The 24,600-nt window shown below is 68.9% G+C and carries 26 protein-coding genes, 1 tRNA gene and 1 pseudogene; 20 read left to right on the top strand and 8 right to left on the bottom strand.

The window, feature by feature from the left end; all coding sequences use genetic code 11:
* Positions 1-14 precede the first annotated feature (14 nt).
* On the top strand, positions 15-437 hold the full coding sequence (locus tag AB6A69_RS01520; RefSeq protein WP_371059364.1) for a hypothetical protein: 423 nt from the start codon (positions 15-17) through the stop codon (positions 435-437).
* Between the two features lie 31 nt (positions 438-468).
* On the opposite strand, the gene fabD is transcribed toward AB6A69_RS01520, so the two are convergent.
* Together fabD and AB6A69_RS01510 are read right to left on the bottom strand one after the other, a co-directional pair.
* Positions 469-1,401 (bottom strand): ACP S-malonyltransferase, encoded by a 933-nt coding sequence (gene fabD / locus AB6A69_RS01515; RefSeq protein ID WP_371059363.1) that lies wholly within the window; start codon positions 1,399-1,401, stop codon positions 469-471.
* Between the two features lie 70 nt (positions 1,402-1,471).
* Positions 1,472-1,684 carry a hypothetical protein gene (locus AB6A69_RS01510; RefSeq protein ID WP_371059362.1) on the bottom strand — a complete coding sequence of 71 codons (213 nt, stop codon included), beginning with the start codon at positions 1,682-1,684 and terminating at the stop codon, positions 1,472-1,474.
* A 270-nt stretch (positions 1,685-1,954) separates the two neighbouring features.
* Here AB6A69_RS01510 and rpsF point away from each other — a divergent pair, with 270 nt between their 5' ends.
* The 6 genes from rpsF (at position 1,955) to AB6A69_RS01480 (ending at position 5,618) form a co-directional block, all read left to right on the top strand.
* The gene (rpsF, locus tag AB6A69_RS01505) at positions 1,955-2,308 is read left to right on the top strand and encodes a 30S ribosomal protein S6 (RefSeq protein ID WP_371036493.1); all 354 of its coding nucleotides are present in this window, start codon (positions 1,955-1,957) and stop codon (positions 2,306-2,308) included.
* 21 nt (positions 2,309-2,329) lie between these two features.
* Positions 2,330-2,557 (top strand): 30S ribosomal protein S18, encoded by a 228-nt coding sequence (gene rpsR, locus AB6A69_RS01500; RefSeq protein WP_020040241.1) that lies wholly within the window; start codon positions 2,330-2,332, stop codon positions 2,555-2,557.
* A gap of 10 nt (positions 2,558-2,567) precedes the next feature.
* Positions 2,568-3,218, top strand: coding sequence for a 50S ribosomal protein L9 (rplI, locus tag AB6A69_RS01495; protein ID WP_371059361.1), 651 nt, complete (start codon positions 2,568-2,570; stop codon positions 3,216-3,218).
* Positions 3,219-3,458: 240 nt separating this feature from the next.
* Entirely contained in the window at positions 3,459-3,830 is a 372-nt protein-coding gene (locus tag AB6A69_RS01490) for a helix-turn-helix domain-containing protein (RefSeq protein WP_371059618.1), read from the top strand.
* A gap of 62 nt (positions 3,831-3,892) precedes the next feature.
* Positions 3,893-4,594: a LuxR family transcriptional regulator gene (locus tag AB6A69_RS01485; RefSeq protein WP_371059360.1), complete on the top strand. Its 702-nt coding sequence runs from the start codon at positions 3,893-3,895 to the stop codon at positions 4,592-4,594.
* Between the two features lie 136 nt (positions 4,595-4,730).
* Positions 4,731-5,618, top strand: coding sequence for an acyl-homoserine-lactone synthase (locus tag AB6A69_RS01480; protein ID WP_371059359.1), 888 nt, complete (start codon positions 4,731-4,733; stop codon positions 5,616-5,618).
* Positions 5,619-5,696: 78 nt separating this feature from the next.
* On the opposite strand, the gene tig is transcribed toward AB6A69_RS01480, so the two are convergent.
* Together tig and AB6A69_RS01470 are read right to left on the bottom strand one after the other, a co-directional pair.
* Positions 5,697-7,028 carry a trigger factor gene (gene tig / locus AB6A69_RS01475; protein WP_371059358.1) on the bottom strand — a complete coding sequence of 444 codons (1,332 nt, stop codon included), beginning with the start codon at positions 7,026-7,028 and terminating at the stop codon, positions 5,697-5,699.
* A gap of 23 nt (positions 7,029-7,051) precedes the next feature.
* Positions 7,052-7,136 (bottom strand) — tRNA-Leu (locus AB6A69_RS01470).
* 166 nt (positions 7,137-7,302) lie between these two features.
* Between AB6A69_RS01470 and AB6A69_RS01465 the strand changes: the two genes are divergently transcribed.
* Entirely contained in the window at positions 7,303-7,800 is a 498-nt protein-coding gene (locus AB6A69_RS01465; RefSeq protein ID WP_371059357.1) for a Hint domain-containing protein, read from the top strand.
* 3 nt (positions 7,801-7,803) lie between these two features.
* Here the strand turns inward: AB6A69_RS01465 and AB6A69_RS01460 are convergent, their stop codons facing one another.
* A complete protein-coding gene (locus AB6A69_RS01460) occupies positions 7,804-9,399 on the bottom strand; it encodes an NAD(P)H-hydrate dehydratase (protein ID WP_371059356.1) in 1,596 nt (531 codons plus the stop codon).
* A gap of 140 nt (positions 9,400-9,539) precedes the next feature.
* Between AB6A69_RS01460 and AB6A69_RS01455 the strand changes: the two genes are divergently transcribed.
* The 5 genes from AB6A69_RS01455 to AB6A69_RS01435 all read left to right on the top strand — a co-directional run bounded on the left by AB6A69_RS01455 (position 9,540) and on the right by AB6A69_RS01435 (position 14,169).
* Positions 9,540-9,878: a P-II family nitrogen regulator gene (locus tag AB6A69_RS01455; RefSeq protein WP_371036500.1), complete on the top strand. Its 339-nt coding sequence runs from the start codon at positions 9,540-9,542 to the stop codon at positions 9,876-9,878.
* A gap of 35 nt (positions 9,879-9,913) precedes the next feature.
* Positions 9,914-11,320 carry a type I glutamate--ammonia ligase gene (gene glnA, locus AB6A69_RS01450; protein ID WP_371036501.1) on the top strand — a complete coding sequence of 469 codons (1,407 nt, stop codon included), beginning with the start codon at positions 9,914-9,916 and terminating at the stop codon, positions 11,318-11,320.
* Between the two features lie 171 nt (positions 11,321-11,491).
* Positions 11,492-12,247: a hypothetical protein gene (locus tag AB6A69_RS01445; protein ID WP_371059355.1), complete on the top strand. Its 756-nt coding sequence runs from the start codon at positions 11,492-11,494 to the stop codon at positions 12,245-12,247.
* Positions 12,248-12,360: 113 nt separating this feature from the next.
* Entirely contained in the window at positions 12,361-13,152 is a 792-nt protein-coding gene (locus AB6A69_RS01440) for a lytic transglycosylase domain-containing protein (protein WP_371059354.1), read from the top strand.
* Between the two features lie 168 nt (positions 13,153-13,320).
* A complete protein-coding gene (locus AB6A69_RS01435; RefSeq protein ID WP_371054864.1) occupies positions 13,321-14,169 on the top strand; it encodes a hypothetical protein in 849 nt (282 codons plus the stop codon).
* On the opposite strand, the gene AB6A69_RS01430 is transcribed toward AB6A69_RS01435, so the two are convergent.
* Together AB6A69_RS01430 and AB6A69_RS01425 are read right to left on the bottom strand one after the other, a co-directional pair.
* Complete coding sequence (locus tag AB6A69_RS01430; RefSeq protein WP_371059353.1) at positions 14,162-14,926, bottom strand: DUF3445 domain-containing protein; 765 nt, start codon at positions 14,924-14,926, stop codon at positions 14,162-14,164. The two genes, AB6A69_RS01435 and AB6A69_RS01430, sit on opposite strands and share 8 nt — an antisense overlap.
* A complete protein-coding gene (locus AB6A69_RS01425) occupies positions 14,923-16,140 on the bottom strand; it encodes a class I SAM-dependent methyltransferase (protein WP_371059352.1) in 1,218 nt (405 codons plus the stop codon). The genes AB6A69_RS01430 and AB6A69_RS01425 overlap by 4 nt, the downstream gene beginning before the upstream one ends.
* Before the next feature lie 163 nt (positions 16,141-16,303).
* Between AB6A69_RS01425 and dddP the strand changes: the two are divergent.
* The 7 genes and pseudogenes from dddP (at position 16,304) to AB6A69_RS01390 (ending at position 23,877) form a co-directional block, all read left to right on the top strand.
* Positions 16,304-17,645 (top strand): annotated as a pseudogene (gene dddP, locus AB6A69_RS01420) (dimethylsulfonioproprionate lyase DddP).
* Positions 17,646-17,839: 194 nt separating this feature from the next.
* Entirely contained in the window at positions 17,840-19,060 is a 1,221-nt protein-coding gene (locus AB6A69_RS01415) for an alpha/beta fold hydrolase (protein WP_371059351.1), read from the top strand.
* A gap of 75 nt (positions 19,061-19,135) precedes the next feature.
* A complete protein-coding gene (gene purB / locus AB6A69_RS01410; protein ID WP_371059350.1) occupies positions 19,136-20,449 on the top strand; it encodes an adenylosuccinate lyase in 1,314 nt (437 codons plus the stop codon).
* Positions 20,450-20,501: 52 nt separating this feature from the next.
* Positions 20,502-20,663 (top strand): chitin-binding domain-containing protein, encoded by a 162-nt coding sequence (locus AB6A69_RS01405; protein WP_371036510.1) that lies wholly within the window; start codon positions 20,502-20,504, stop codon positions 20,661-20,663.
* A gap of 250 nt (positions 20,664-20,913) precedes the next feature.
* Positions 20,914-21,978: a flagellar motor switch protein FliG gene (locus AB6A69_RS01400; protein WP_371059349.1), complete on the top strand. Its 1,065-nt coding sequence runs from the start codon at positions 20,914-20,916 to the stop codon at positions 21,976-21,978.
* Between the two features lie 48 nt (positions 21,979-22,026).
* Positions 22,027-22,923 carry a DMT family transporter gene (locus tag AB6A69_RS01395; RefSeq protein ID WP_371059348.1) on the top strand — a complete coding sequence of 299 codons (897 nt, stop codon included), beginning with the start codon at positions 22,027-22,029 and terminating at the stop codon, positions 22,921-22,923.
* A 12-nt stretch (positions 22,924-22,935) separates the two neighbouring features.
* Positions 22,936-23,877, top strand: coding sequence for a lysophospholipid acyltransferase family protein (locus tag AB6A69_RS01390; protein ID WP_371059347.1), 942 nt, complete (start codon positions 22,936-22,938; stop codon positions 23,875-23,877).
* On the opposite strand, the gene AB6A69_RS01385 is transcribed toward AB6A69_RS01390, so the two are convergent.
* Entirely contained in the window at positions 23,841-24,557 is a 717-nt protein-coding gene (locus AB6A69_RS01385) for a DUF1223 domain-containing protein (protein ID WP_371059346.1), read from the bottom strand. The two genes, AB6A69_RS01390 and AB6A69_RS01385, sit on opposite strands and share 37 nt — an antisense overlap.
* Positions 24,558-24,600: the final 43 nt, after the last annotated feature.

The following is a 24,600-nucleotide window of genomic DNA, read 5'->3' as shown; positions in this document are numbered from 1 at the left end:
CCTTTATCGATGGCATGCATCACTTCGAATTTGCGCTAAGAGACTTCTTGAATTGTGAAGCGGCTATGGACCCGAAAGGCATAATCATGCTGCACGACGTATGCCCTTCGACAAAAGCAATGGCAAGTCGAGACCTAGGTGAGCTTGCCGCCAAACGTCCGTGGACCGGAGATGTTTGGAAGACTGTGGTCGCACTTTTGGATCACCGTCCTGACCTTGAAATACATCTTCTCGACGCTGAAAAAACCGGGTTATGCGTCGTTCATAATTTGAAACCGGAGAACACCCTGCTAAGTGACAACTACGAGAAAATTGTTTCGGAGTATATCAACTTAGATTTCAACGCTGTTAGTCCACGATTCCTATATGATCGTCTGCCTCTTGAGCCAGCCGCTGGGATCGCACATAGACTGCCGAAGTCTCTAAAAAATACTTGAAGTACTTCTGCTTCGGTTTTTTTGCTTACCTTTAGTTCTGAGAAACCGCCTGCACCTCCTCGGGGGTGCCGACCTGTTTCGTGCCCGCCTCGCGCGCGATGCGCCGGATCATGCCCGAAAGCGCCTTGCCGGCGCCGATCTCCCAGAACTCGTCGACGCCCGCGCCGGCCATCCAGGCCACGGACTCGCGCCAGCGCACCGCGCCGGTCACCTGCTCGACCAGCAGGCGGCGGATCTCGTCGGGGTCGGTGACGGCCTCTGCGCGGACATTGGCCACGAGCGGCACGGCGGGCGGCGCGATCTCCACGCCGGCGAGCGCCTCGGCCATCTCCTCGGCCGCGGGCGCCATCAGCGCGCAGTGGAAGGGCGCGGAGACGGGCAGCAGCACGGCGCGCTTCGCCCCGCGCGCCTTCGCGATCTCCACCGCGCGCTCCACCGCCGCCTTGTGCCCCGAGATCACCACCTGCGCGGGGTCGTTGTCGTTCGCGGCCTCGCACACCTCGCCCCGGGCGGCCTCGGCCGCCACGGCCCGCGCGGCGTCGAGATCGAGGCCGAGCAGCGCCGCCATCGCACCCTCGCCCACCGGCACCGCGCGCTGCATCGCCTCTCCGCGCCGGCGCAGGAGCCGCGCCGCGTCGGCGACCGAAAGCGCGCGGGCGGCGGCCATCGCGGAATATTCACCAAGGGAATGGCCGGCGACGTAGGCCGCGGACGTCACGGCGACGCCCTCCGCCTCGAGCGCGCGCATCGCGGCGAGCGATGTCGCCATGAGCGCGGGCTGCGCGTTTCGGGTGAGGGTCAGTTCCCCGGCGTCGCCCTCCCAGACGAGGTGCGACAGCCGCTCGCCCAGCGCCTCGTCCACCTCGTCGAAGACCGCTTGCGCGGCGGGGTAGGCCTCGGCCAGCGCGCGCCCCATGCCGATGGTCTGCGCGCCCTGTCCTGGAAATACGAATGCCCGGCTCATGCGGCCCTCCCTTCAATCCCGCGCCCAGATAGCGGGCGCGGCGAGAGGGCGCAACGGCCGAGGCGGCGCCTCAGCGCGGGGCGGCCAGAAGCGTCGCGCTGCCGCCAAGCAGGAAGAGCGTGAGCCCGAACTTCAACAGCAGCGTTTCCATGGCGAAGAGGGATCCCGGCAGCACCCAGAGCCCGGCAGCCGCGGTGAGAAGCGCCACCCCCAGCACCCTGCAGAAAAGACGGTTGAGGCCCTGCGGCGTCGGCCGGGCGTTCTGAAGATCGGTAAGCGACATCACTCATCCTCCGTGGCTCGTCTTGTGTCCACCAAGCTCATTCAACACTGCGTCGAATTTTGGGCACATGCGGGGCAAGGCCGCGACGATGACGCGCCGCGCGCGCGGCGGCGTTTCCCCGGGGTGCCGGACTTGCGCCGAGGGTCGATCCGTGGCAAGGGACACGCCTTCCGCGCAAGCACTCTTTTGCCGCGCAGTCTCTCGTGGGTCGGGGCGCGGAAGCAGATCGCCCGGCCCTATGAAATGCGCCTGAACAGAAACGGAGCACGCATGCCGCTTTACGAGCATGTCCTGATCGCGCGTCAGGATCTTTCGAACGCGCAGGCCGAGGGGCTCATCGAGCATTTCGGCACCGTCCTGGCGGACAACGGGGGCCAGGTCGTCGACACCGAGTACTGGGGTGTCAAGACGATGGCCTACAAGATCAACAAGAACCGCAAGGGCCATTACGGCTTCATGCGGACGAACTCGCCCGCCGCGGCCATCCAGGAAATGGAGCGCCTGATGCGTCTGCACGACGACGTGATGCGCGTGCTGACCATCAAGGTCGACACCCATGACGAGGGTCCCTCGGTCCAGATGCAGAAGCGCGACGAACGCGGCGACCGCCGTGAGCGCCGCTGAGCGAGGAAAGGAGTTCCGAAAATGGCTGCGAAACCGTTTTTCCGCCGTCGCAAGGTCTGCCCCTTCTCGGGGGACAATGCGCCCAAGATCGATTACAAGGACACGAAGCTGCTGCAGCGCTACATCTCCGAGCGCGGCAAGATCGTGCCATCGCGCATCACCGCGGTATCGTCGAAGAAACAGCGCGAACTCGCCCGTGCGATCAAGCGCGCCCGCTTCCTCGCCCTGCTGCCCTACGCCGTGAAATAAGGAGAGAGCGATGCAAGTGATCCTTCTGGAACGCGTCGCGAAGCTCGGCCAGATGGGCGACGTCGTCGACGTCAAGCCCGGCTTCGCGCGCAACTTTCTCCTGCCGCAGGGCAAGGCGCTCAGCGCCTCCAAGGCCAATATCGCCGCCTTCGAATCCCGCAAGGCCGAGCTCGAGGCGCGCAACCTCGAAACCCGCAAGGAGGCCGAGGCGCTTTCCGAACGCCTCGACGGCCAGCAGTTCATCGTGATTCGCCAGGCCTCGGACGGCGGCTCGCTTTACGGGTCCGTCGCCCCGCGCGATGCCGCAGACGCCGCGGCCGAGGCGGGCTTCTCGGTCGTCCGCAAACAGGTCCTGATCGAAAAGCCGATCAAGGAGCTGGGGCTGCACACGGTCCTCGTGCGCCTTCACCCGGAGGTCGAGGCCCGGATCACGCTGAACGTGGCCCGCTCCCCCGAGGAGGCCGAGGTCCAGGCTTCGGGCAAGTCGATCCAGGAACTCGCCGCCGAGGAAGAGGCGCAAGCCGAATTCGAGATTGCCGAGCTCTTCGACGACATCGGCGCGGCCCAGCTCGACGAGCTCGACGACGTCGGCGGCGAAAGCCGCGATGCGGACGAGCCCCGCGAGGACGGCTCGGACGAGGACACCGTCCCGGGCGCCTGAGGCGCCCGCCTGTCCCGGCCGCGGCGCGCCCGCGGCCGGGCGCGTCCCCGGCATTCACACCTTGCCTTTCTCTACCCAAGGATGTAATGCCTCACCTACTTCAACGTAGGGCGGGAAGGCCTCATTCAGGCACGGGGACGTTGTGGTCCTCGATTGGAACCTTGGCTTCCTATCTTCTTCGCCGTCCGACATTGCCCGCCGAGGCTGCGAGGGAAGATGGATATGAATTCAGTGGATGTCATGGTCGGTCAGCGGGTGCGTGCGCGGCGCGCGGCCCTCGGCATGAGCCAGACGGAACTCGGGCGACGGATCGGCGTCAAGTTCCAGCAGGTCCAGAAATACGAATCCGGCCAGAATCGCGTCAGCGCGTCCAGGCTGTGGGCCATCGCCGAGGCGCTCGATGTCCCGGTTGTCCATTTCTTCGAACAGTTGCCCGTCGGATCGGCATCTGACGCCGGGCGCGCCGATTTTCTCGGCGATACCCGCGCCATGCGCCTCGTGAGCGACTTCCTGTGCCTTCCCGAAGAGCAGAAGAAGGCCGTTCTTGATATCGTCGCGTCCATGGCGCACCGTGAGGGGTCAGACAGAACGGCGGAGCGACTCGGCGCCTGATCGCCACAAGACATGCCCGACCTCCCGGGTTCCGGGGCCAGGCCGAACCCAGCGGAGCCCGGATGGATCCTATCGACCTTGGAACGATCTCCGAGGAAGATCGCAGCTTCGAAGATTTCCTTGCGCAGATCTGCGACAGGCTGGGCTTCGATCACGCGGCCTATGCCGGCAGCAACCCCATAAACGGCACGCTCCACGGCCATGTGACCTATCCGGAGTCGTGGAAGCGCCACTATGTCCGCAACGGCTTTCACAACATCGACCCGACGCTCATTGCGGCCGGGCGCAGCATCGCGCCGGTGGACTGGCGCCGCCTCGAGCGCGACGCGCGCTTCCACCGCGTCTTCCGCGATGCGCATGACTTCGGTATCGCCGATCGCGGCATGACCGTGCCGGTCCGGGGGCCCTTCGGCGAGGTGGGCATGCTGAGCGTCACGCGCGATTGCACGCCGTCCGACTGGGATGACTTTCTGCCCACCGTGATCGCGGATCTGCAGGCGGCGGCCGTGCACCTGCACGACACGGTGATGCGGTCGGACGTGCTCTCGCGCGCGCTGCGCTTTCCCGCGCTGTCCCTGCGCGAACTGGAAATCCTGCAATGGACGGCGGCCGGCAAGTCGCAGCAGGACATAGGGGACATCCTGTCGATCTCGCATCGCACGGTAGAGGTGCATCTGCGCTCGGCGCGCGAAAAGCTCTACTCTCTCACCACGCCCCAGGCCGTCGGCCGCGCGATCGGGCTCGGGCTCATCCAGCCCCGCTGAGCGCCGCCTCGCGGCGACCCGCAGGGCCCCCGCCCGTTGGGGATCCGTTTGCGCAAGAGAGCTACGGGATTTCCCCAATGGAGTAGAACGGTCCATCCCCTAAGGTTTTTCTACGGAAACATCGGGGGAAACCGAAATGATCATTGTCATCGACGCCATCAACAAGCACCGCTTCCAGCACGTTCTGGACGACATGTTCCGCCTTCGCGCGCGTGTCTTCGCCGACCGGCTCGGGTGGGAGGTGGAAGTCAGCGACGGCAAGGAAATCGACAAGTTCGACCGGCTCGATCCGGCCTATGTGGTCGGTCTCGACGACGAGGGCCATGTGGTCGCGTGCGTCCGTGCGCTGCAGACGACCGGCCCGCACATGCTGGCCGACGTGTTCTCCGCGATTCTAGACGGCGAGCCGCCGCTGCGCAGCGCGACGCTCTGGGAATCGACCCGCTTCTGCGTGGACACGCAGCGCCTTGGCCGCGGCAAGGCGCGCAACTCGATCTCTTACGCGACCTGCGAACTGATGATCGGATCGCTCGAATTCGCGCGCCGTTCGGGCATCTCGGACATCGTGACGGTGATCGACCCCATCATCGATCGCATCCTGAAACGCTCGGACAGCGCCCCCTACGACTACCTCGGCACGGCCAAGCCGATGGGCAAGGTCACGGCGATGGCCGCGCTTCTCGATTGCACCGAAGAGCGGATCAACCGGATCCGTGCCTTCGCGGGCATCCATCACGACGTGCATCTGAGCGACGAAGAGGCGCTTGCCCTGGTCGCGCGCCGGGTCGCCGGCGAAGCGACCGCGGCGGGTCAGCCGCCGCTGGCCGTGGTGGATGGCGACAGTCCGGAGGAAAACGCTCCGGCCCCGAGCATCGACGCGCTGTGCGCTTACCTGCGCGCGCAGATCCGTGACGCACGGGACGAGACGGAGCTGGAGGCCGCGCTGGCACTCATGGAAGAGCTCCTGAAATCCGGTCGCGGCGAGACGCCGAAGCGTCCCGCCCCGCACCGCGTGGTCGGCTGACGCCGGCTGCGGGGCCCGTGCGGCGGCGCCCCCCAGCCCGCGCCGCCCGGGCCTCGGAGCTCCGCCCTTGGGCGAAGCTCACTCTTCTTCCATCGCCTCCACGGCGGCCTGAAGCTCGTCCTTGCCGACCTCGCGCTCGGTGACCTCGGCAAGCTCGAGGATATAATCGACGACCTTGTCCTCGAAGATCGGCGCCCGCAGCTGCTGCTGCATCTGCGGATTCTGCTGCACGAACTCGAAGAACTGCCGCTCCTGGCCGGGATATTGCCGCGCCTGCGCCATCACCGCCTGCGTCATCTCCGCATCGGAAACCTCGATCTCCGCGCGGTTGCCCAGCTCGGCCAGAAGCAGGCCAAGCCGCACCCGGCGCTCGGCCAGCTTCATGTGCTCGTCGGTGGGCTCGATCTCAGGGTGATCGTGGCCTTCGACGTCCGGGTTCTCCTCGTGCCAGAGCTGGTGCGCGATCTGCTTGGCTTCGGCCTCGAGCAGGCTCGGCGGGAGCTCGAAATCGACCATCTCGTCGAGCTTGTCGAGAAGCGTCCGCTTGGCGACCGCGCGCGCAGCGCCGGCATACTCGGCCTCCAGCCGCTCGCGGATCTGGGCCTTGAGCGCCTCCAGATCGTCCGCCCCGTACCGCTGCGCGAGCGCGTCGTCGATTTCGGCGGCCTTGGGCGCCTTCACCGCCTTCACCGTGACGTCGAAGGCCGCAAGCTTCCCGGCGAGGGCCTCGGCGCCGTAATCCTCGGGGAAGGTCACCTCGATCGTCTTCTCCTCGCCCGCGGTCACGCCGGCGAGCTGCTCCTCGAAGCCGGGGATGAAGCTGCCCGAGCCAAGGGTCAGCGGGAAATCCTCGGCGGCGCCGCCCTCGAAGGGTTCGCCGTCAAGCTTGCCGACGAAATCGATGACCACCTGATCGCCGTCTTCCGCCGCCGCGCCTGCGTCGCGGTCCTCGAAGTCCTGAGCGTTCTCGGCCAGGCTCTGCAGCGCCTCCTCCACCGCCTCTTCCGACGGCTTCACGACAAGCCGCTCGAGCGAGATCGACGAGAGGTCGGGCTCGGGAACCTCGGGCAGCGCCTCGTAGGTCATCTCGACGAGGACATCGTCGCCTTCCTTCCAGTCCTCGCCCTTCATCTGGACCTGCGGCTGCGCGGCGGGGCGGTCACCGGTCTGCTCGAAATGCTCGGACATGGCGGCGTCGATGCTCTCCTGCATCGCCTCGCCCAGAAGGCGCTGGCCGAACTGCTTCTTCAGCAGCGCCATCGGCACCTTGCCCTTGCGAAAGCCCTTCATTTCCACCTCGGGCCGCGCCTCGGCGAGCTTCTCGTTGACCTTTTCGTCAAGCTCCGCGGCGGTGACGGTGATCTCGTAGCCGCGCTTCAGCCCGTCCTTGAGAGTCTCGGTGACCTGCATTCTCAGTCCTTCTCAAACTTGTCTGGTGCGGGTGGAGGGACTTGAACCCCCACGCCTCGCGGCGCCAGAACCTAAATCTGGTGCGTCTACCAGTTCCGCCACACCCGCCAATAGAACGAGAGGGCACCCGCCGGGTCCCCGCCGTTTCGCGGCTGTCTAGCAAAGCGCCCCTGGGGATGCGAGAGGAAAAAAGGCGCCAGAAAAACCGCGACATCAACCAGATTTTGCCGTATTCTGATGAGAAACAATAAGGCAGGCGAAGCAGGACCAGCCCATGAGACCTCGACAGCCACGTCGCGTCAGCGACGCCGGACTCGATCTGTGCCAGCCGCCCGGAACGGGGGGCATCCCCGCAGGCGCGATCGTCTACAGCAAGGACGGCGAACTCCCGGTGGAGTATCTCTGCCCGGGCGACCGCATCATCACCCGCGACCGCGGCCTCGCGACGCTCCGCGCCGTGACGTGGCGCAGGGCACGCATGAGACGGATCCGCTTTCCGGCCCGCGTGATGGGCCAGCTTCGGCCGATCCGCGACACGGCGCTGCCGGGCTGCCAGGGCGTGCTCATCCGCGATTGGCGGGCGAAGGCGCTTTACGGCGCGGAGCAGGCGATCATTCCCGCCGCGCGGCTGGTGGACGGCACCTGCGTCACGGATGAGGGCGTGGCGGAGTGGACGCTCTTCACCCTGAAGTTCGACAGCCCGCACATCGTCTACGCCGACGGGCTGGAGCTCGCCGCCGCCTCGGCCATGACCGCCGCCGCCGAGAGCTGAGGCTCAGCCAAGCGACCGCAGGACCGACGGCAGCATCTCGGGCAGGTCTTCCGCCACGAGGCCGGCACCGAAAGCGATTGCCGTTTCCTGATGCAGCCAAGCCGCCGTCGCAGCGGCATCGAGGGGCGCGTGCCCCTGCGCCAGAAGCCCTGCGACGAAGCCCGAAAGCACGTCTCCCGCGCCCGCCGTGGCAAGCCAGGGGGCGGCGCGCTCATGGACCGCCGCGCTCAGGGCCGCGGAGGGTCCGGGCCCCGCGATCACCGTGTCGGCCCCCTTGAAAAGCAGCGTGCAGCCAAGGCGCGCCGCCGCCTGCCGCGCCACCTCGACCTTCGAGACGGCCGGCCCCTTGACGGGTGGCGCGTCGAGCGCTTCGGACAGGTCCGGAAAGAGACGCGCGAACTCTCCTCCATGCGGCGTGAGCACGCATCCCGCGTGGACGAGCCGCGCCAGTGTCCCGTCCGCCGCCAGCAGCGTGAGCGCGTCCGCGTCAAGAACTGCGGCGCGCCCGGAGCGAAGCGCCACCTCGAGGATCGCCGCCTCCCGCGCACCGGTGCCCAGCCCGGGGCCGAGGCACAGCACGGTGATGCGCGGATTCTCGAGCAGTTCCGCGAGGCGGTCGGCGTCGGCGACCTCCCGCAGCATGATGGCGTCCAGCCGCGCGGCATTCTCGGTGCGCGCCTCGGGCGGGCAGCCCACCGTCACGAGCCCCGCGCCCATGCGCAGCGCGCCGCGCGCGGCCAGCCGCGCCGCACCGCCCTGCCCCGCCCCGCCCGACAGGACGAGCGCATGGCCGTACTCGTATTTCTGGGCCTCGGGCCGCTTGCGCGGCGGCGCGAAGGTCGGCGATCCGGGGCGCACGAGACGAAGCAGGGCGGCGCCCGGTCCCGTCGCGGCGTCCCCGCCCAGGCCGATGTCGTGCACCGCAAGCCGCCCGCAGAGCCTCGGGCCGTCGCGCAGGAAATGTCCGGGCTTAGCCCGATGGAAGCTCACCGTCAGGTCGGCGGGCGCGAACACGCAGTCCCCGGCCGGCGCGTCGGGGCGGCCGGCCGGCACAAGCGCCGCGCCACTGTCGGCGCAAAGCCCGCTCGGGATGTCCACCGCAAGGACGCGCACGCCGTCCATGCGGCGGACGACCCGGCCCCAACGGACGATCTCGTCTGGGATCGCACGGCCGAGCCCGGTGCCAAACAGCGCGTCCACCACGAGATCGGGGGCCGCCGCGCTTTCGGGCGGGGCGCGGTGCACCGGCCCGGTTGCGGTCCAGCAGTCGTGGTTGGCGCGCGCGTCGGGCGGCAGCTTCTGGGCTTCGCCGAAGAGCACGACCTCCACCTGCCAGCCACGCCCGGCGAGGAGCCGCGCCACCACGAACCCGTCGCCGCCGTTGTTGCCCGGCCCGCAGAACACCCAGGCCCGCCGCGGCGCGGCCGCGAGATCGGGCCAGACCTCGAACGCCTCTGCCACCACGCCACGGCCCGCACGCTCCATGAGCGACAGCCCGGTGGCCGCCCTGGCCTCCATGGCCGAGCGTTCGGCCGCGCGCATCTGCACCGCGGTCAGCACCTCGCAGGGCGCCCGGCTCACCGATTCAACTCTGCTCATTTTATATGCGCCTCGCACAAAACCGCGCCACGCGACGGGAAACCCCTCCCCGCTCCGTGGCGCTCTCAGCCTATCCGATTGTCGCCCCGGCGCGAAACTGGTCTCACCGCCGTGACACGGGAAGCGAGGGAGACCCCGGGATGAAGAAGATCGAGGCGATCATCAAGCCGTTCAAGCTCGACGAGGTGAAGGAAGCACTGCAGGAGGTGGGTGTGCAGGGCCTTTCCGTCATCGAGGTCAAGGGCTTCGGACGGCAGAAGGGGCACACGGAGCTTTATCGCGGGGCGGAGTACGTCGTGGATTTCCTTCCCAAGGTGAAGATCGAGGTCGTTCTCGACGACGACCAGGTGGACGCGGCGGTGGAGGCCATCGTCAGCGCCGCCAAGACCGACAAGATCGGCGACGGCAAGATCTTCGTCAGCCCCGTGGAACAGGCGATCCGCATCCGCACCGGCGAGACCGGCTCGGACGCGATCTGATAAACGCCCAAATCTAGACGAAAGGGACCAAGGGAATGAGCAAGGACTCCATCCTCAAGACCATCAAGGACGAGGACGTGGCCTACGTCGACCTGCGCTTCTGCGACCCGCGCGGGAAGATGCACCACGTCACGGTCATGTCCGATCTGGTGGACGAGGACTTCATCGACGAGGGATTCATGTTCGACGGCTCCTCCATCAACGGATGGAAGGGGATCGAAGCCTCCGACATGAACATGAAGCTGGACCTCGACAGCAGCTACATCGATCCGTTCTATGCCGAGAAGACGCTCGCGGTGCATTGCTCCATCGTCGAACCGGACACCGGCGAGCACTACGACCGCGACCCGCGCGGCACCGCGGAGAAGGCAGAGACCTACCTGAAATCCTCGGGGATCGGCGATACCTCCTTTTTCGGTCCCGAGGCCGAGTTCTTCCTTTTCGACGACGTCCGCTTCTCGGTGGGCATGAACAAGGTGTCCTACGAGGTGGACGCGCTCGACGCGTCGTGGAACACCGACACCGAATACGAGATGGGCAACATGGGCCACCGCCCGGGCATCAAGGGCGGCTACTTCCCGCTGCCGCCCGTCGATGACGGGCAGGACATCCGCTCCGAGATGCTGTCCACGATGAAGCGCATCGGCATGACCGTGGACAAGCACCACCACGAGGTCGCGTCCTGCCAGCACGAACTCGGGCTGATCTTCTCGACCCTGACCAAGCAGGCCGACGAGCTGCAGAAATACAAGTATGTCATCCACAACGTGGCGCAGGCCTACGGCAAGACGGCGACCTTCATGCCCAAGCCCATCGCCGGCGACAACGGCACCGGCATGCACGTCAACATGTCGATCTGGAAGGACGGCAAGCCGCTCTTCGCGGGCGACAAGTACGCCGACCTCAGCCAGGAGGCGCTGTGGTACATCGGCGGGCTTCTGAAGCACGCCAAGACGCTCAACGCCTTCACCAACCCGTCGACGAACTCCTACAAGCGGCTCATCCCGGGCTTCGAGGCGCCGGTGCTGCGCGCCTATTCCGCCCGCAACCGCTCGGGCTGCATCCGGATCCCGTGGACCGAAAGCCCGAAGGCCAAGCGGGTCGAGGCGCGTTTCCCCGACCCGTCGGCGAACCCCTACCTGTGCTTCGCCGCGCTACTCATGGCCGGCCTCGACGGGATCAAGAACAAGATCGATCCGGGCGAGGCGATGGACAAGAACCTCTACGACCTGCCGGCAGAGGAGCTCGAGGGCATCCCGACCGTCTGCGGGTCGCTGCGCGAGGCCATCGACTGCCTGAAGGCGGATCACGAGTTCCTTCTCGCGGGCGACGTCTTCACCAAGGACCAGATCGACGGCTACATCGATCTCAAGATGGAAGAGATCGAAACCTACGAGCACACGCCGCACCCGGTCGAATTCAAGCTCTACTACAGCTGCTGAACCGTATCGTTTCCAAGGTTCGCGGGGGGCGCCTTCGGGCGCCCCGTTTCGTTTCCGAACCGGCGACGACGCGTCGGGAGTCCGGCACTTGCCCCCGGTTCTGCGAATTCGGGTCACGAATTCTCCGCGATTGACCGTCATTCTCCTTCGGAAACTCGAGCGAGGGCGACGATGACCGCGATCCCGCACACCCTGCACGGCACGGGCCATTACGCCGCGCTCGTGTTTCCGGCCGACGAAGCGCCGTCGGCGGCGGCGCTTCTGGACCGGCTCGACTGCTGGCTCGAGCAGGCCGGCCACACCGTGCGCGCGGCACGGCTTCACCCGTCGAACGGGGCCGCGCTGATCGAAACGGAAGGATTCCGGGTCACGGTGATGGAAAGCGTGGGCGAGACCGCGAAGGAGCGCCGCCTCGCCATCCGGCTGGAGGAAACCGGCGGCTCGGCCAACGCCGCGCTCCTCGCCCTGATCGGCATCACCTACGGGCTTACGGCGCGGCTCGGGCCTGTCGCGCTCGAGTGGCAGGAACCCGGTCTCCGGCTCGATGTCGCGGATTTCCTGCGCGTGATCCCGGGGCCGATCGGCCGCGTGCGGCCCGCACGCCCCGCGCGCGTGCGCCGCCCCGCCGCCCCGGCCCCGCCGCCCGGGGCAGCGCAGGACGTCTCGCCGCCGGCACGGGCGGACGCAGCCCGCTACGCCCCCCCGGCCGCGCGACGGCCCGGACGGGCCGAGACGCTTCTGCCCTGGACCTTCACGGCCGCAATCGCGACGATCTACCTGCCTCTCGCGCCGGTGCTCGCCGCGATCAACCTTCGCCACGGGGCCGATCCGCGCCTGCCCGTCCACGCGATGGCCCTGGCCGGGATCTATGTCCTGCTCGAACGGGCGGGCACCTTCGAGCATCTGGCCGCGCTCGCCCTGTCCTGAAGATCCCGGACGCGGCAGCGAACGCTTTGCCGCGGCGTAAACTTTGGCTACGCTTCCCCCGTTGGCACCGCACACGGAGGGACACGATGCACGCCCGACAGAGGAGCCGCGCCTTGGGCGCGCTTTTCGCGCTCGCCGCCGCCGCCTCGCCCCCCGCCGCCGCCGCGCCCTGCGGCAACACCGGCGCGGGCTTCGAGACATGGAAGGCCGCCTTCGCGCAGGACGCCGCCCGCGCCGGGGTCGGTCAGCGCGGCCTGCAGGCGCTCGCCGCCTCGCGCTATGCGCAGTCCACCATCAACGCCGACCGCAACCAGAAGAGTTTTCGTCTCGGGCTCGACGAGTTCATGCGGGTGCGCGGCTCGGCCACCATCGTCAGGCAGGGCCGCCAGCGCCTTGCCCGGAACCCGCGGTTCTACGCCGCGCTCGAACGCGCCTACGGCGTGCCAGCGGGCGTTCTGATCGCGATCCACGGCATGGAAACGGGGTTCGGGCGCTTCATGGGCGACAGCCAGGTCGTCTCGGCCATCGTGACGCTGGCCTATGACTGCCGCCGGAGCGATTTCTTCAGGCCCCACGCCATCGGCGCGCTGAGGCTCGTGGACAACGGGACGATCTCCGCCGGCACGCTCGGCGCCCGGCACGGAGAGCTCGGCCACACCCAGTTCCTGCCTGGCAACGCGCTGCGCTACGGGGTGGACGCCAACCGGGACGGCCGGGTGGATTTCTATTCCGAAGCCGACGCGCTCGCCTCCACCGCGAACTTCCTCGTGCAGAAGGGCTGGCAGCGCGGCGCCGGATACCAGCCCGGCGAACGCAACTTCCGGGTGATTCAGGAATGGAACGCGGCTTCCGTCTACCAGCAGGCCATCGCGATCATGGCGGCGCAGATAGACGGTCGGGGCTGAGCGCCGCGCGACCGGCAGAAAATTGCCGTGCTCTGCGCGCCCGGTTACGGCCGTCCGGCAACAATCCGCGCAATCCTTAACAATTGCCTAACTGTTTCTGCGGTCAGGACACAGTTTTTCCCTCTTTGCCCGCCACAACTTGGGCAAGAAAGAAGGAAGGAATCCGCAATGGACGAGGAAGCAGTTCTTCACCAGGCCGTGCTGGTGGTCTTCGGCCGCCACACGTTCGATGCAGACGAGCTGCGCGGCGACGTCGAGACGGCGTTCCGCGCCACTGGCCAGGCCCCGCTCGGCGATCCGGCCGAATGCGACGATCCGCTCACCGTCGTGGGACGGACGCTGATGGCCCAGCTCGACGTGTTCGCCGATGCCCGCCGCGGCGGCAGCGTGCCGGAGGACGAGGTGAAGGAAGGGATCGAGGTCTTCGCTGACGCCTATCCCGACCTGCCGCGCCCCGACGCACTGATTTCGGTGCGCCTAGTGGCCCATGCGCCCGATACCGACGGCACGCCGGACACGACCTCCGCGGTGCTCGCGCAGATGCTGCACCTTCTCGTCGATCGCACCTACGCGCATTTCGTGCGCTTGCCCGGCCGCTCGGGCCTGATGACAGGCGAAAGGTTCCAGACCGAATTCCGTCTCGTGAGCCCGCCGACCGTGCTGATCGGCGCGGGAAACAGCGAGGACGACGCTTCGGTGGACGCGCGCTTCCCCGACATCGAGGAAACGGGCGACCGGCTCGAGGCCGAGTGGCTCCGCCTCGACCCGCCGGAGCCCGACGCCCGCCGCTTCTGGCAGGACATCGTCGAGGATCGCCCGCAACTGCCCATCGAGGCGCGCCTCGCCACCTGGGCCGTCAACGGCACGGTTGCGATCTTCTCGCCGCCCGTGGGGGCCTCGCTCGCGGTCTACAACGTCCTGCGCGGAGAGGATTTCCGGCTGAACACCCATGCGCTGACGCTGACCAGCGTGTTCCTCACCCTCGCCGCGGCCGGCGCACCGGTTCCCTTCATGTGATGGCGCCGCGCCCGGCCGCGGCCCCGCGCGGCCGGGCGAGCATGTAGGTGTGGATCGAGAACACCACCGCCCCGCTTTCCGGCAGACGCAGCAGGCATTGGCGTTCGCAGCGCAGGTAGGGGGCGCTGCCGCGATCCCCCCGGTTCGGGTCCGATTCGCTCCTGGGCTGGAAGAGCGCCGGATCGTGGTAGCCCAGCGCGTTGAAGCGCCAGAGCGGGCGGCCGGGTTTCACCCCGTGAAAGAGCCTTTGCACACGCCGCGCGAGATCAGCGTCGTAAACCTCCACCGGCAGGTGGATCGCGGTCAGCGGCCGCAGGAACTTCTCGTCGAGCCGCCAGCTCGCGGGGAAGCAGAGCACCGCACCGGCAAGGAGATGTTCCGCGCCGCGCAGATCCATCAGGCACAGATCCTCCTGCACCAGCCGTCCGAGCGTGGCCAGCGGATCCCCCCGGTCGAGCGCGACGCGCACGCCGTCGGGCCGAAGTACGTCCCCTGCCCCGACCTCATAGGCCGGCTGGTGCGAGAGGTGGCCGAGCACCGTGTCGAAAAGCTCTTCCGCCGCCGGCCGCGCCGCCGGGTCGAGCCGCAGCACCTCGTCGCGCCGCGTCGCGAGCAACCGGTCGCGCAGCGCCATCTGCGCGGCGAACGCCTCGTCCACCAGCAGCCAGTCGGCCGGGTCGAGCGGCGCGACCCCCGGCAACGGGCGCGGCGCGGCCGGATCGAAGGGTAACCGCTCCTGAAGGATCGGCGCGCTCATCGCCCGGCCTGCCGCGGGCTCGCGTAGTGCAGAAGGCCCCAGCCCGTGAGCGCCCGGTCGATCCGGGCCCAGTGGCCGAGCGCGGCAAGCGTGTCGCCGCCGGCCGCCCCGACGATATCGGCAACGCTCCGCCGCCCGTCGATCCGGGCGAGAAGCGGGGCGCACGCACGCGGCAGAGGCTCTGAGATGCGCGTGCCCGCGCCCTGCGCCGCGACCTCTCCCTTCGCCGCCACATGCGCGGCAAGCTTCTCGGGCGCGGCGCCGCGAAGATGCGGCACGAGCGCGCTGTCGCTGCCCCGCGCCATGGCCCGGCCCGCCCGCGCCTCGGGCGCGGCATAGACGATGTGGGTCTTGAGCGTGCCCGAAAGCCGCTCGGCGAGCCCCATGCGCGCGGCCGGGGGCAGGTCTTCGGGAAGCGCGACGCCTTCGGGCAGGAAGCGCGCAGGATCATAGAGCGCGGGCCGGGCCGGGCTCACGAGGCCAAGCCCGGCGCGGGAGAGATGCGCGTCGAGCTCCTCGATGGCGAAGGCCCGGTCGCAGCTGTGCAGAAGAAGGTCGTAGAAGCCCGCGTCGCTCGCCGCGTGGTCCACGAGATGAGGGTTGCGGCAGAACGGGTGGCCCTCGGGAACGCGTGAGAGGATCTCCCGCGCCCGGGCGAGGCGCTCGGCCGGGGGGAGCCCCGCGAGCAGGGTCCGGAACGCTTCCTGCAGGGGATAGACCCCGCTTCGGCCGTGGGGCGCATAGACCATGAGCCCGATCCCGCCCCCGGGGTCGAGCGCGGCGGCCAGCGCGTCGAACCCCTCCTGCGGCTCGAGCAGGTGATGAAGCACGCCGCAGCAGTCGATGTAGTCGAAGGGGCCGAGCCGGGCGGCCTCGCGCAGATCGCCCGTCTCGAACCGGATGCCGTCGAGGCCGCGGATCGCGGCGCGCCGCTCGGCGATCTCCCGCGCGGCGGTCGAAGGATCGAGATAGGTGATCTCCGCGCTCCGCCCCGCCCAGGCGAGCTGCTGCGCGATCTGCACGAGCCCGTCGCCGGTGCCGCCCCCTGCCACCAGCACCCGGAAGGGCCGCGACCAGTCGCGCCGGCCGGCGAAGAGGAAATGCTCGATCTCCCGCAGGTCGGAGGGCGAACCCGTGACGAGGCGGCGGCGCTCGTCATCGGGGTCGCGCTCGGGATAGGGGTAGGCGTCGTACTGCTCGGTGATCTCGGACATGGGGCCAGAGAGTTTCGCGCCAGCGCGGCGGAGGCAAGCCCGAAACGCCGGCGGCAGCCTGACGCGTCCGGCGCGACCGAAAACGACAAGCGGAGATGTCGCCCGCAGGCGCGCGCGCCGCGCGAGGCCCGACAGACTTGGCGCGAGCGAGGAGGGCTGCGCCATGAACCAGCACTACCGCGACACCCGCAAGATCGACCCCACGCGGGGCGCCACGCTCGGTGACGGAACGCCGAACGACAATGACCGCGTGGAGATCGGCCCGACCCGGCTCGCCTTCCGGGAATGGGAGGCGGCGGGGCTCGCGCTTCCCGATCTGGCCCGGATGCGCCGCTACCGCTGGCGCCGGCTCACCGATCACGTCGTGACGCGCGATTACGGTGGGCTGCTGCTCTTCGACCCGCTCAACATCCGCTACGCCACCGCCTCCACCAACATGCAGCTCTGGAACACCCACAACCCGTTCCGGGCGCTCCTGCTCTGCGCCGACGGATACATGGTGCTCTGGGACTACAAGAACGCCCCCTTCCTGAGCGAATTCAATCCCCTGGTGCGCGAAGTTCGTTCAGGCGCGGACCTCTTCTACTTCGACCGGGGGGACAAGGTGGACGTGGCGGCCGACGCCTTCTCGAACGAGCTGCGCGACCTTGTGGCCGAGCATGGCGGCGGCAACATGCGTCTCGCGGTGGACAAGATCATGCTTCACGGGCTCCGCGGCGCTCGAGCGCCGCGGCTTCGAGATCATGGAGGGCGTGGAGGTCACCGAGAAGGCGCGAAGCGTGAAGGGCCCCGACGAGATTCTCGCCATGCGCTGCGCCTCCCACGCCTGCGAGGCGGCCGTGGCCGAGATGGAGCGCTTCGCCCGCACCAGCGTGCCCGGGGGCGGCGTCAGCGAGGACGACATCTGGGCGGTGCTCCACGCCGGAAACATCCGCCGCGGCGGCGAGTGGATCGAGACCCGGCTTCTCGCCTCGGGGCCGCGCACCAACCCCTGGTTCCAGGAATGCGGGCCAAGGCTCGTGCAGGAGAACGAGATCGTGGCCTTCGACACGGATCTCGTCGGCGCCTACGGTATCTGCGTGGACATCTCGCGCACCTGGTGGGTGGGCGAGGCCGAGCCGCGCCCCGACATGGTGGAGGCGATGCGCCACGCGCACGAGCACATCATGACGAACATGGAGATGCTGCGGCCCGGTGTGCACATGCGCGAGCTTTCCGAAAACTGCCACCGCCTCGCGGACAAGTACCAGGAACTGAAATACGGCTGCCTGATGCACGGCGTCGGGCTTTGCGACGAGTGGCCGCTCATCGCCTATCCCGACCGGATGGTCCCAGGCGCGTTCGACTGTCACCTCGAACCCGGCATGGTGCTCTGCGTCGAGGCGCTGGTGGGCGAGGTCGGGGGCGATTTCTCGATCAAGCTCGAGGACCAGGTGCTGATCACCGAGACGGGCCACGAGAACCTGACGCGCTACCCGTTCGACCCCCGGCTCATGGGCGCCTGAGCCCCGCGGAGAGGGGGCAAGGCGTTTCGAAACGCCTTGCGCAAGCGGTTTGAAAACCGCTTGCGAAGCCGCTTGCAAGCGGCTTGCCTGCGCGTTGCATCCCTGACGTCCCATCACCTCGCCGCGAGGCGCCTTGCGCCGGGCCCACGGCCTCAGCAGGGTGCGGTCACGTCATCGCCGAGGAGCTCGACCCCATGCCCGACGACCGCTTCACCTTCGAGGGCCACGCCGGCCACGCGCTTGCAGCCCGGCTCGACATGCCGAGGGGCGCGCATCTGGCCACCGCGCTCTTCGCGCACTGCTTCACCTGCGGCAAGGACATCGCCGCCGCGCGGCGGATCGCCCAGCGCCTGGCCGGCATGGGCATTGCCGTGCTCCGCTTCGATTTCACCGGGCTCGGGCATTCCGAGGGCGAGTTCGCCAACACCTCCTTCAGCTCCAACGTGGACGACCTCGTCGCCGCCGCCGCGGCGCTTGAGGCGCGCGGCATGGCGCCCTCGCTCCTCGTGGGGCACTCGCTCGGCGGCGCGGCGGTGCTCCGCGCCGCGCACCGCATCGGAAGCGCGAAGGCCGTGGCCACGATCGGCGCGCCCTGCGACCCCGAGCATGTCACCCACAATTTCGGCGCGAATCTCGACGAGATCCGCGAGACGGGCGAGGCGACGGTGGATCTCGGCGGGCGGCCCTTCACGATCTCGCGGGGCTTCCTCGAGGATCTCGAGGGCGCGAGCCTCGTCGAGGACATCCGAGAGCTGCGCCGCGCGCTTCTCGTCATGCACGCCCCCCGCGACGCAGTGGTAGGGATCGAGAACGCCGCCCGCATCTTCGAGGCCGCGCGGCACCCGAAGAGCTATGTCACGCTCGACGACGCGGACCATCTCGTGACACGGGCGCGGGACGCCGATTACGCCGCGGAGGTGATCGCGGCCTGGGCCGGGCGCTATCTCGCGCTCGAGCGCTCCGCCCCGCCCGACGGCGCGCCCGAGGGCGTGGTCCGCGTGACGGAGGCCGATCCGAAAGGCTTCCTGCAGGACATCCAGTCCGGGCCGCAGCACCACGCGCTGGCCGACGAGCCCGAACGCCTCGGCGGGACGGACAGGGGCATGTCGCCCTACGGCTTCGTCGCCGCGGGACTCGGCGCCTGCACCTCGATGACGATCCGCATCTATGCCCGCCGGAAGGGCTGGCCGCTCGCGCATGTCGAGGTGGAGGTCACCCACGACAAGCTGCACGCCGAGGACGCGGACGAGGCCGGCGCGGGCCAGCCGAAGAAGGTGGACGTGTTCCGCCGGACGATTCGCCTCGAGGGCGATCTCGACGATGCGCAGCGCGCCCGGCTGCTCGAGATCGCGGACCGCTGCCCCGTCCACCGCACCCTGGAGCAGTCGAGCCGCGTGGAGACCGCGCTCGCCTGATCCCGCGGGCGCGGCGCTTGCGGGGGCGCGGCGCGCGGTCTACACCCCGCGCCGTCCCAGGAAGGAGCGCCGCCCATGATCCCCCGTTATTCCCGCCCCGAGATGGTGGCCGTCTGGTCGCCCGAGAGCAGGTTCCGCATCTGGTTCGAGATCGAGGCGCATGCCTGCGACGCCATGGCCGATCTGGGCGTGATCCCGCGCGAGAACGCCGAAGCCGTCTGGAAGGCGAAGGACGCCACCTTCGACGTGGCGCGGATCGACGAGATCGAGGCGGTCACGAAGCACGACGTCATCGCCTTCCTCACCCATCTGGGCGAGATCGTGGGCCAGGAGGAGGCGCGCTTCGTCCACCAGGGCATGACGAGTTCGGACGTGCTCGACACCTGCCTCAACGTGCAGCTCACCCGCGCGGCCGACATCCTTCTCGAAGATCTGGACCGGGTGCTCGCCGCGCTGAAGCGCCGCGCCTTCGAGCACAAGGAGACCGTGCGCATCGGCCGCTCCCACGGGATCCACGCCGAACCTACGACGATGGGCCTCACCTTCGCGCGCTTCTACGCCGAGATCGACAGGGGCCGCCGCCGGCTGGAGGCCGCGCGGGCGGATATCGCGACCGGCGCGATCTCGGGCGCCGTGGGAACCTTCGCCAACATCGACCCGGCGGTGGAAGCGCATGTCTGCGCGCAGATGGGGCTCGAACCCGAGCCGATCTCCACCCAGGTGATCCCGCGCGACCGCCACGCCGCCTTCTTCGCGACACTCGGCGTCATCGCCTCGTCTGTGGAGAACATCGCCACCGAGATCCGCCACATGCAGCGCACCGAGGTGCTCGAGGGGGAGGAGTTCTTCAGCCAGGGCCAGAAAGGCAGCTCCGCGATGCCGCACAAGCGCAACCCAGTGCTCTCGGAGAACCTCACCGGGCTCGCGCGGCTGGTGCGCTCGGCGGTGATCCCGGCGATGGAGAACGTCGCGCTCTGGCACGAGCGCGACATCTCGCATTCCTCCGTGGAACGCGTGATCGCGCCCGACGCCACGGTGACGCTCGACTTCGCGCTGCACCGCCTGGCGGGGGTCGTCGACAAGCTGGTGATCTACCCCGAGCGGATGCTGGAGAACCTGCACCGTTTCCGCGGCCTCGTGATGAGCCAGCGCGTTCTGCTCGCGCTCACCCAGGCGGGGGTGAGCCGCGAGGACGCCTACGCCATGGTCCAGCGCAACGCGATGAAGGTCTGGGAGGACGGCCGCGACTTCAAGACCGAGCTCCTGGCCGATCCGGACGTCGTCCAGGCGCTTGGAAAAGAGGCGATCGAGGAAAAATTCGACCTCGATTACCACCTGAAACACGTCGACACGATCTTCGAGAGGGTTTTCGGAGCATCGAGCATTTGAAGACCGCCGTCGCCGTGCTAGCTTTCCGTTACGGAACTAACAGGAGACCGCCATGACCACGATCAAGACGCTTCTGGCCGCCGCCGCCCTGACCGCCGTGCCCGCAATGTCGATGGCGGCCTGCGGCAGCCACAGCAAGCAGGTGATGTCCTGCGGCGAGGGCCTTGTCTGGAGCGAGGCTCAGCAGACCTGCGTGCAGCAGGTCATGAGCTGACACCGGCGACGCCGGGCAGGACGGAACAGGACCGGCCCGTTCGCCCGCGGTCTCTTGCCCGAAAAGCGACATGCGCCAATCGGCGCCGTCTCCGTCGCGCATCCCGCCGCCGCCGCGAGGCCGGGCCGTCTCGTTGAATCGACGCGCGCCGGGAAACCAGGCGGGCGCCGCAAATCCTCCGCCCCGGTTCAGTCTTTCTTCACCGCTCCCGCTTAAGACCCGTCGAGAACGGCTCGACATCGGGGAGAGGATGGATACGCATCGCGAGCTTGCACCGCTCGGCGCCACGCCGGCCGCCGCCCCGCCCTCGTCGCTCGACCGGCGGCGCAAGGCGGCGATCATCGTCCGCCTTCTTGTGAAAGAGGGGGCGGAGATCCCGCTTTCCGAGTTGCCCGACGAGTTGCAGGCAGAGCTCGCCCAGGAAATGGGCGCCATGCGCTACGTCGACCGCGACACGTTGCGCGCCGTCATCGACGAGTTCGCCGACGAGCTGGAGCGCGTGGGCCTCGCGTTCCCGGGGGGCATGGCCGGGGCGCTCGACGCGCTCGACGGCCATCTCAGCGCCCCCACCGCCGCGCGTCTGCGCCGCGAGGCCGGGGTGCGCCAGTCCGGCGATCCCTGGGCGCGGCTCGGGGCGCTTTCCCCGAAGGAGCTTCTGCCCTTCGTGACGGCCGAAAGCATCGAGGTCGCGGCCGTGCTGCTCTCCAAGCTCGAGACGTCCAAGGCCGCGGCGCTTCTCGGCCTTTTGCCCGGTGCGCGCGCGCGGCGGATCACTTATGCCGTCTCGCTCACCGCCGCGATCACGCCCGAGGCCGTGGACCGGATCGGCCTTGCCCTTGCCGCGCAGCTCGACGCGCGCCCGCCCCGCGCCTTCCCGGACGAGCCGGTGCAGCGCGTGGGCGCGATCCTCGACTCGTCTGCCGCCGCCACCCGGGACGACGTGCTCGAGGGGCTGGAGGAAACCGACCGCGCCTTCGCCGAACGCGTGCGCCAGGCGATCTTCACCTTCGCCGACATCCCCGGCCGGCTGGAGCCGCGCGACGCGGGCAAGATCCTGCGCGAAATGGAACAGCCGGTCCTCGCCCGCGCGCTCGCCGCGGCCGAGGCCTCGGACGAGGGCCTGCGCGACGCGGCCGCCTTCCTCCTCGACAACATATCGTCCCGCCTGGCCGACACGTTGCGCGAGGAAATGGCCGGGCTGGGGGAGGTCTCCGCGCAGGAGGGCGAGGAAGCCATCACCGAGGCCGTGGGCGTCATCCGGCGCCTCGAGCGCGCGGGCGAGATCCGCCTCGCGACGCCCCCGCCCAGGGAGTGAGCCCGACGGCGATGGACAGCCGCGATGGCCCGTGCCTAACCTTCCGACATGACACGCCCCGCGACGCCGACCCCCGCCCCGATCGTCGATCCGGCCCTCGTCCGGTCGCGGGCGATCCTGCTGATGCTCGGCGCGGTGCTCTGCTTCACGCTGATGGACGCCACGGCCAAGGCGCTTTCGGTCCGGGTCGGCACCGTTCCGACGCTCTGGGCGCGCTACGCGGGCCAGACGCTCGTGGTGCTGGCGCTCGTGGCGCCGCGGCTCGGCACCGTGCTGCGCACGCGCTACCCGCGTCTGCAGCTGCTTCGCTCGCTCTACCTTCTTGGCGCGACGGCGTGCTTCTTCTTCGGCATCGCGAATATCGGACTTGCCGAGGCCACCGCGATCATGAACGTGAACCCTGTGCTGATCACGCTCGGGGCCGCGCTCTTTCTCGGCGAGCGGATCGGTCCGCGCCGCGCCTTCGGCATCGCGGCGGCGCTTCTGGGCGCGCTCATCGTGATCCGGCCGGGCAGTGCCGTCTTCTCGCCCTTCGCGCTGCTGCCGCTGGGCGCGGCGATCTTCTATTCGGCCTATGCGCTCACCACCCGGTTCGTCGGCCGCGACGAAGACCGCTGGACCTCGCTCGTCTACACCGCGCTCTTCGGCACGGTCGCGCTCAGCCTTGCGGTGCCGTTCTACTGGCAGACGCCCGATGCCCTCTCGCTTCTCCTCATGGTGGCGCTCGCGGGGTTCGGGACGACCGGGCAGCTTCTGCTCATCACCGCGCTGCAGCGGGGCGAAGCGGGAATGCTCGCCCCCTTCGCGTATGCCGGACTGGTCTTCGCGGCGCTCTGGGGCATCCTCTTCTTCGCGGAATACCCCGATGGCTGGACCATCCTGGGCGCGCTTGTGATCGCGGGCGCCGGACTCTATGTCTGGCACCGCGAAACAAGGGCCGCCTGACGGCGGAGCGCCATGCCCCCTGCCCCGCCCCAATCCGACGCCCCCGGCGGAAGCTGGAGCGACTGGCTGACGGACCGGCTGCTGCGCGGTCTGATCGCCGGTGCCCTGCTGCTGCCCTGGACGACGCGAACCCGCCTCATGGGATGGCTCGTGCGTCGGGTGGTGGCACCGCTCGCCGGCTGGCGCGCGCGGGCGCGGGCCAATCTTGCCCATGTCTGGCCGGACATGCCCGAGGCGGAGCGGCGGCGCATCGCCGACGCGGCCGCCGACAATGCCGGGCGCACCATGATCGAGAACTACGACATCGCGGGGCTGAAGGCGCGCGCCGCCGCCGCGCCCATCGGCGGCGAGGGTCTCGCGCTGCTGGAACGCGCCCACGCCGCCGGCGAGCCGGTGCTGCTGGTGACCGGGCATTTCGGCAACCACGAGATCCCGCGCGCCGCGCTGGTGGCGCGCGGCCTGCAGGTGGGCGGCCTCTACCGCCCGATGAAGAACCGCTACTTCAACGATCATTACGCGGCGAACATGCACGCGCTTTCGGGGCCGGTCTTCGAGCAGGGCCGCCGGGGCACGATGGGCCTCGTCCGGCACATCCGCGAGGGCGGCATCGGCGTGCTGCTCTTCGACCTCTATGCCGGGCGCGGCGCGCCGGTGGATTTTCTGGGCAAGCCCGCGCCGACACTGACCTCGGCGGCCGAGATCGCGCTGAAGACCGGGGCTCACGTGATCCCGTTCTTCGGCATCCGCCAGCCCGACGGCCTTCATTTCGAGATCGCGTTCGAGGCGCCGGTGCCCCATGGCGACCCGGTGAAGATGACCCGTGATATGACCCGGCGGCTGGAGGCGCGGGTCCGCGCCGATCCCGGCCAATGGTTCTGGATCCACCGCCGCTGGAAGCCCGAGCGCCAGGCCGCGCGTCAGCGCAAGCGCGCCGCCGCGAGCACCGCGCCCTGATCGTCGCCGTCGCCCGCGTCCTGGACCAGAACCACCACCGGCTGATCTCCGGGCGCCTCCGCCAGAAGCCGAAGGGGTGTCTGCCCGTCCCAGCGTGCCAGCACCGTCCAGCGGGTCACGATGTTGGAATACTCCAGCGTGCGGCCCGCGTTCTCGCCCCGCGTGATCTTCACGGTCGCGTGCGGCCGGTAGCGCACGAAGTGCACCTGCGCCGCGCCCACGGGCGCCACGGCCTCGACCTCGATCGCCACTTTCGCCCCGGCAGCGCGCTCGACGCCCAGCGACACCTTGCGCGGCGCCTCGGCATGGGCGCGGATCAGGTCGATCACGGCCATCGGGCGGGCGCCCATCACGTGGTCGGCGCCGCCCACGATCATCTGCGGCGTGTAGATGGAATTGTGCCCGGCGGCATGGGCGTAAGCCTTTTGCCGCGCGGTGAAGGCGGGCTGCGCGAAGCTGTCCTTCCAGCCGATATAGTCCCAGTAATCGACGTGAAGCGCGAGTGCGATCACGTCGTCGCGCTCTGCCAGATCGGCCAGAAACGCGTCGGCGGGCGGGCAGGAGGAGCATCCCTGCGAAGTGAAGAGTTCGACGACGACCGGGTGCTCGTCGGCCGAGGCCACCGACGCACCCGCCACCAGAACCCAGCCAGCCAGTAGCCATCCGCCGATCCGCCGCATGCCTCGATGCCTTTCTCCGTTACGCCATCCTCGTTCTAGGAGC

Source organism: Rhodosalinus sp. 5P4 (genome assembly GCF_041365695.1).
GTDB lineage: Bacteria > Pseudomonadota > Alphaproteobacteria > Rhodobacterales > Rhodobacteraceae > Rhodosalinus.
Note: the sequence above shows the minus strand (reverse complement) of the source record. Positions and strands in the feature narration are given on the sequence as shown.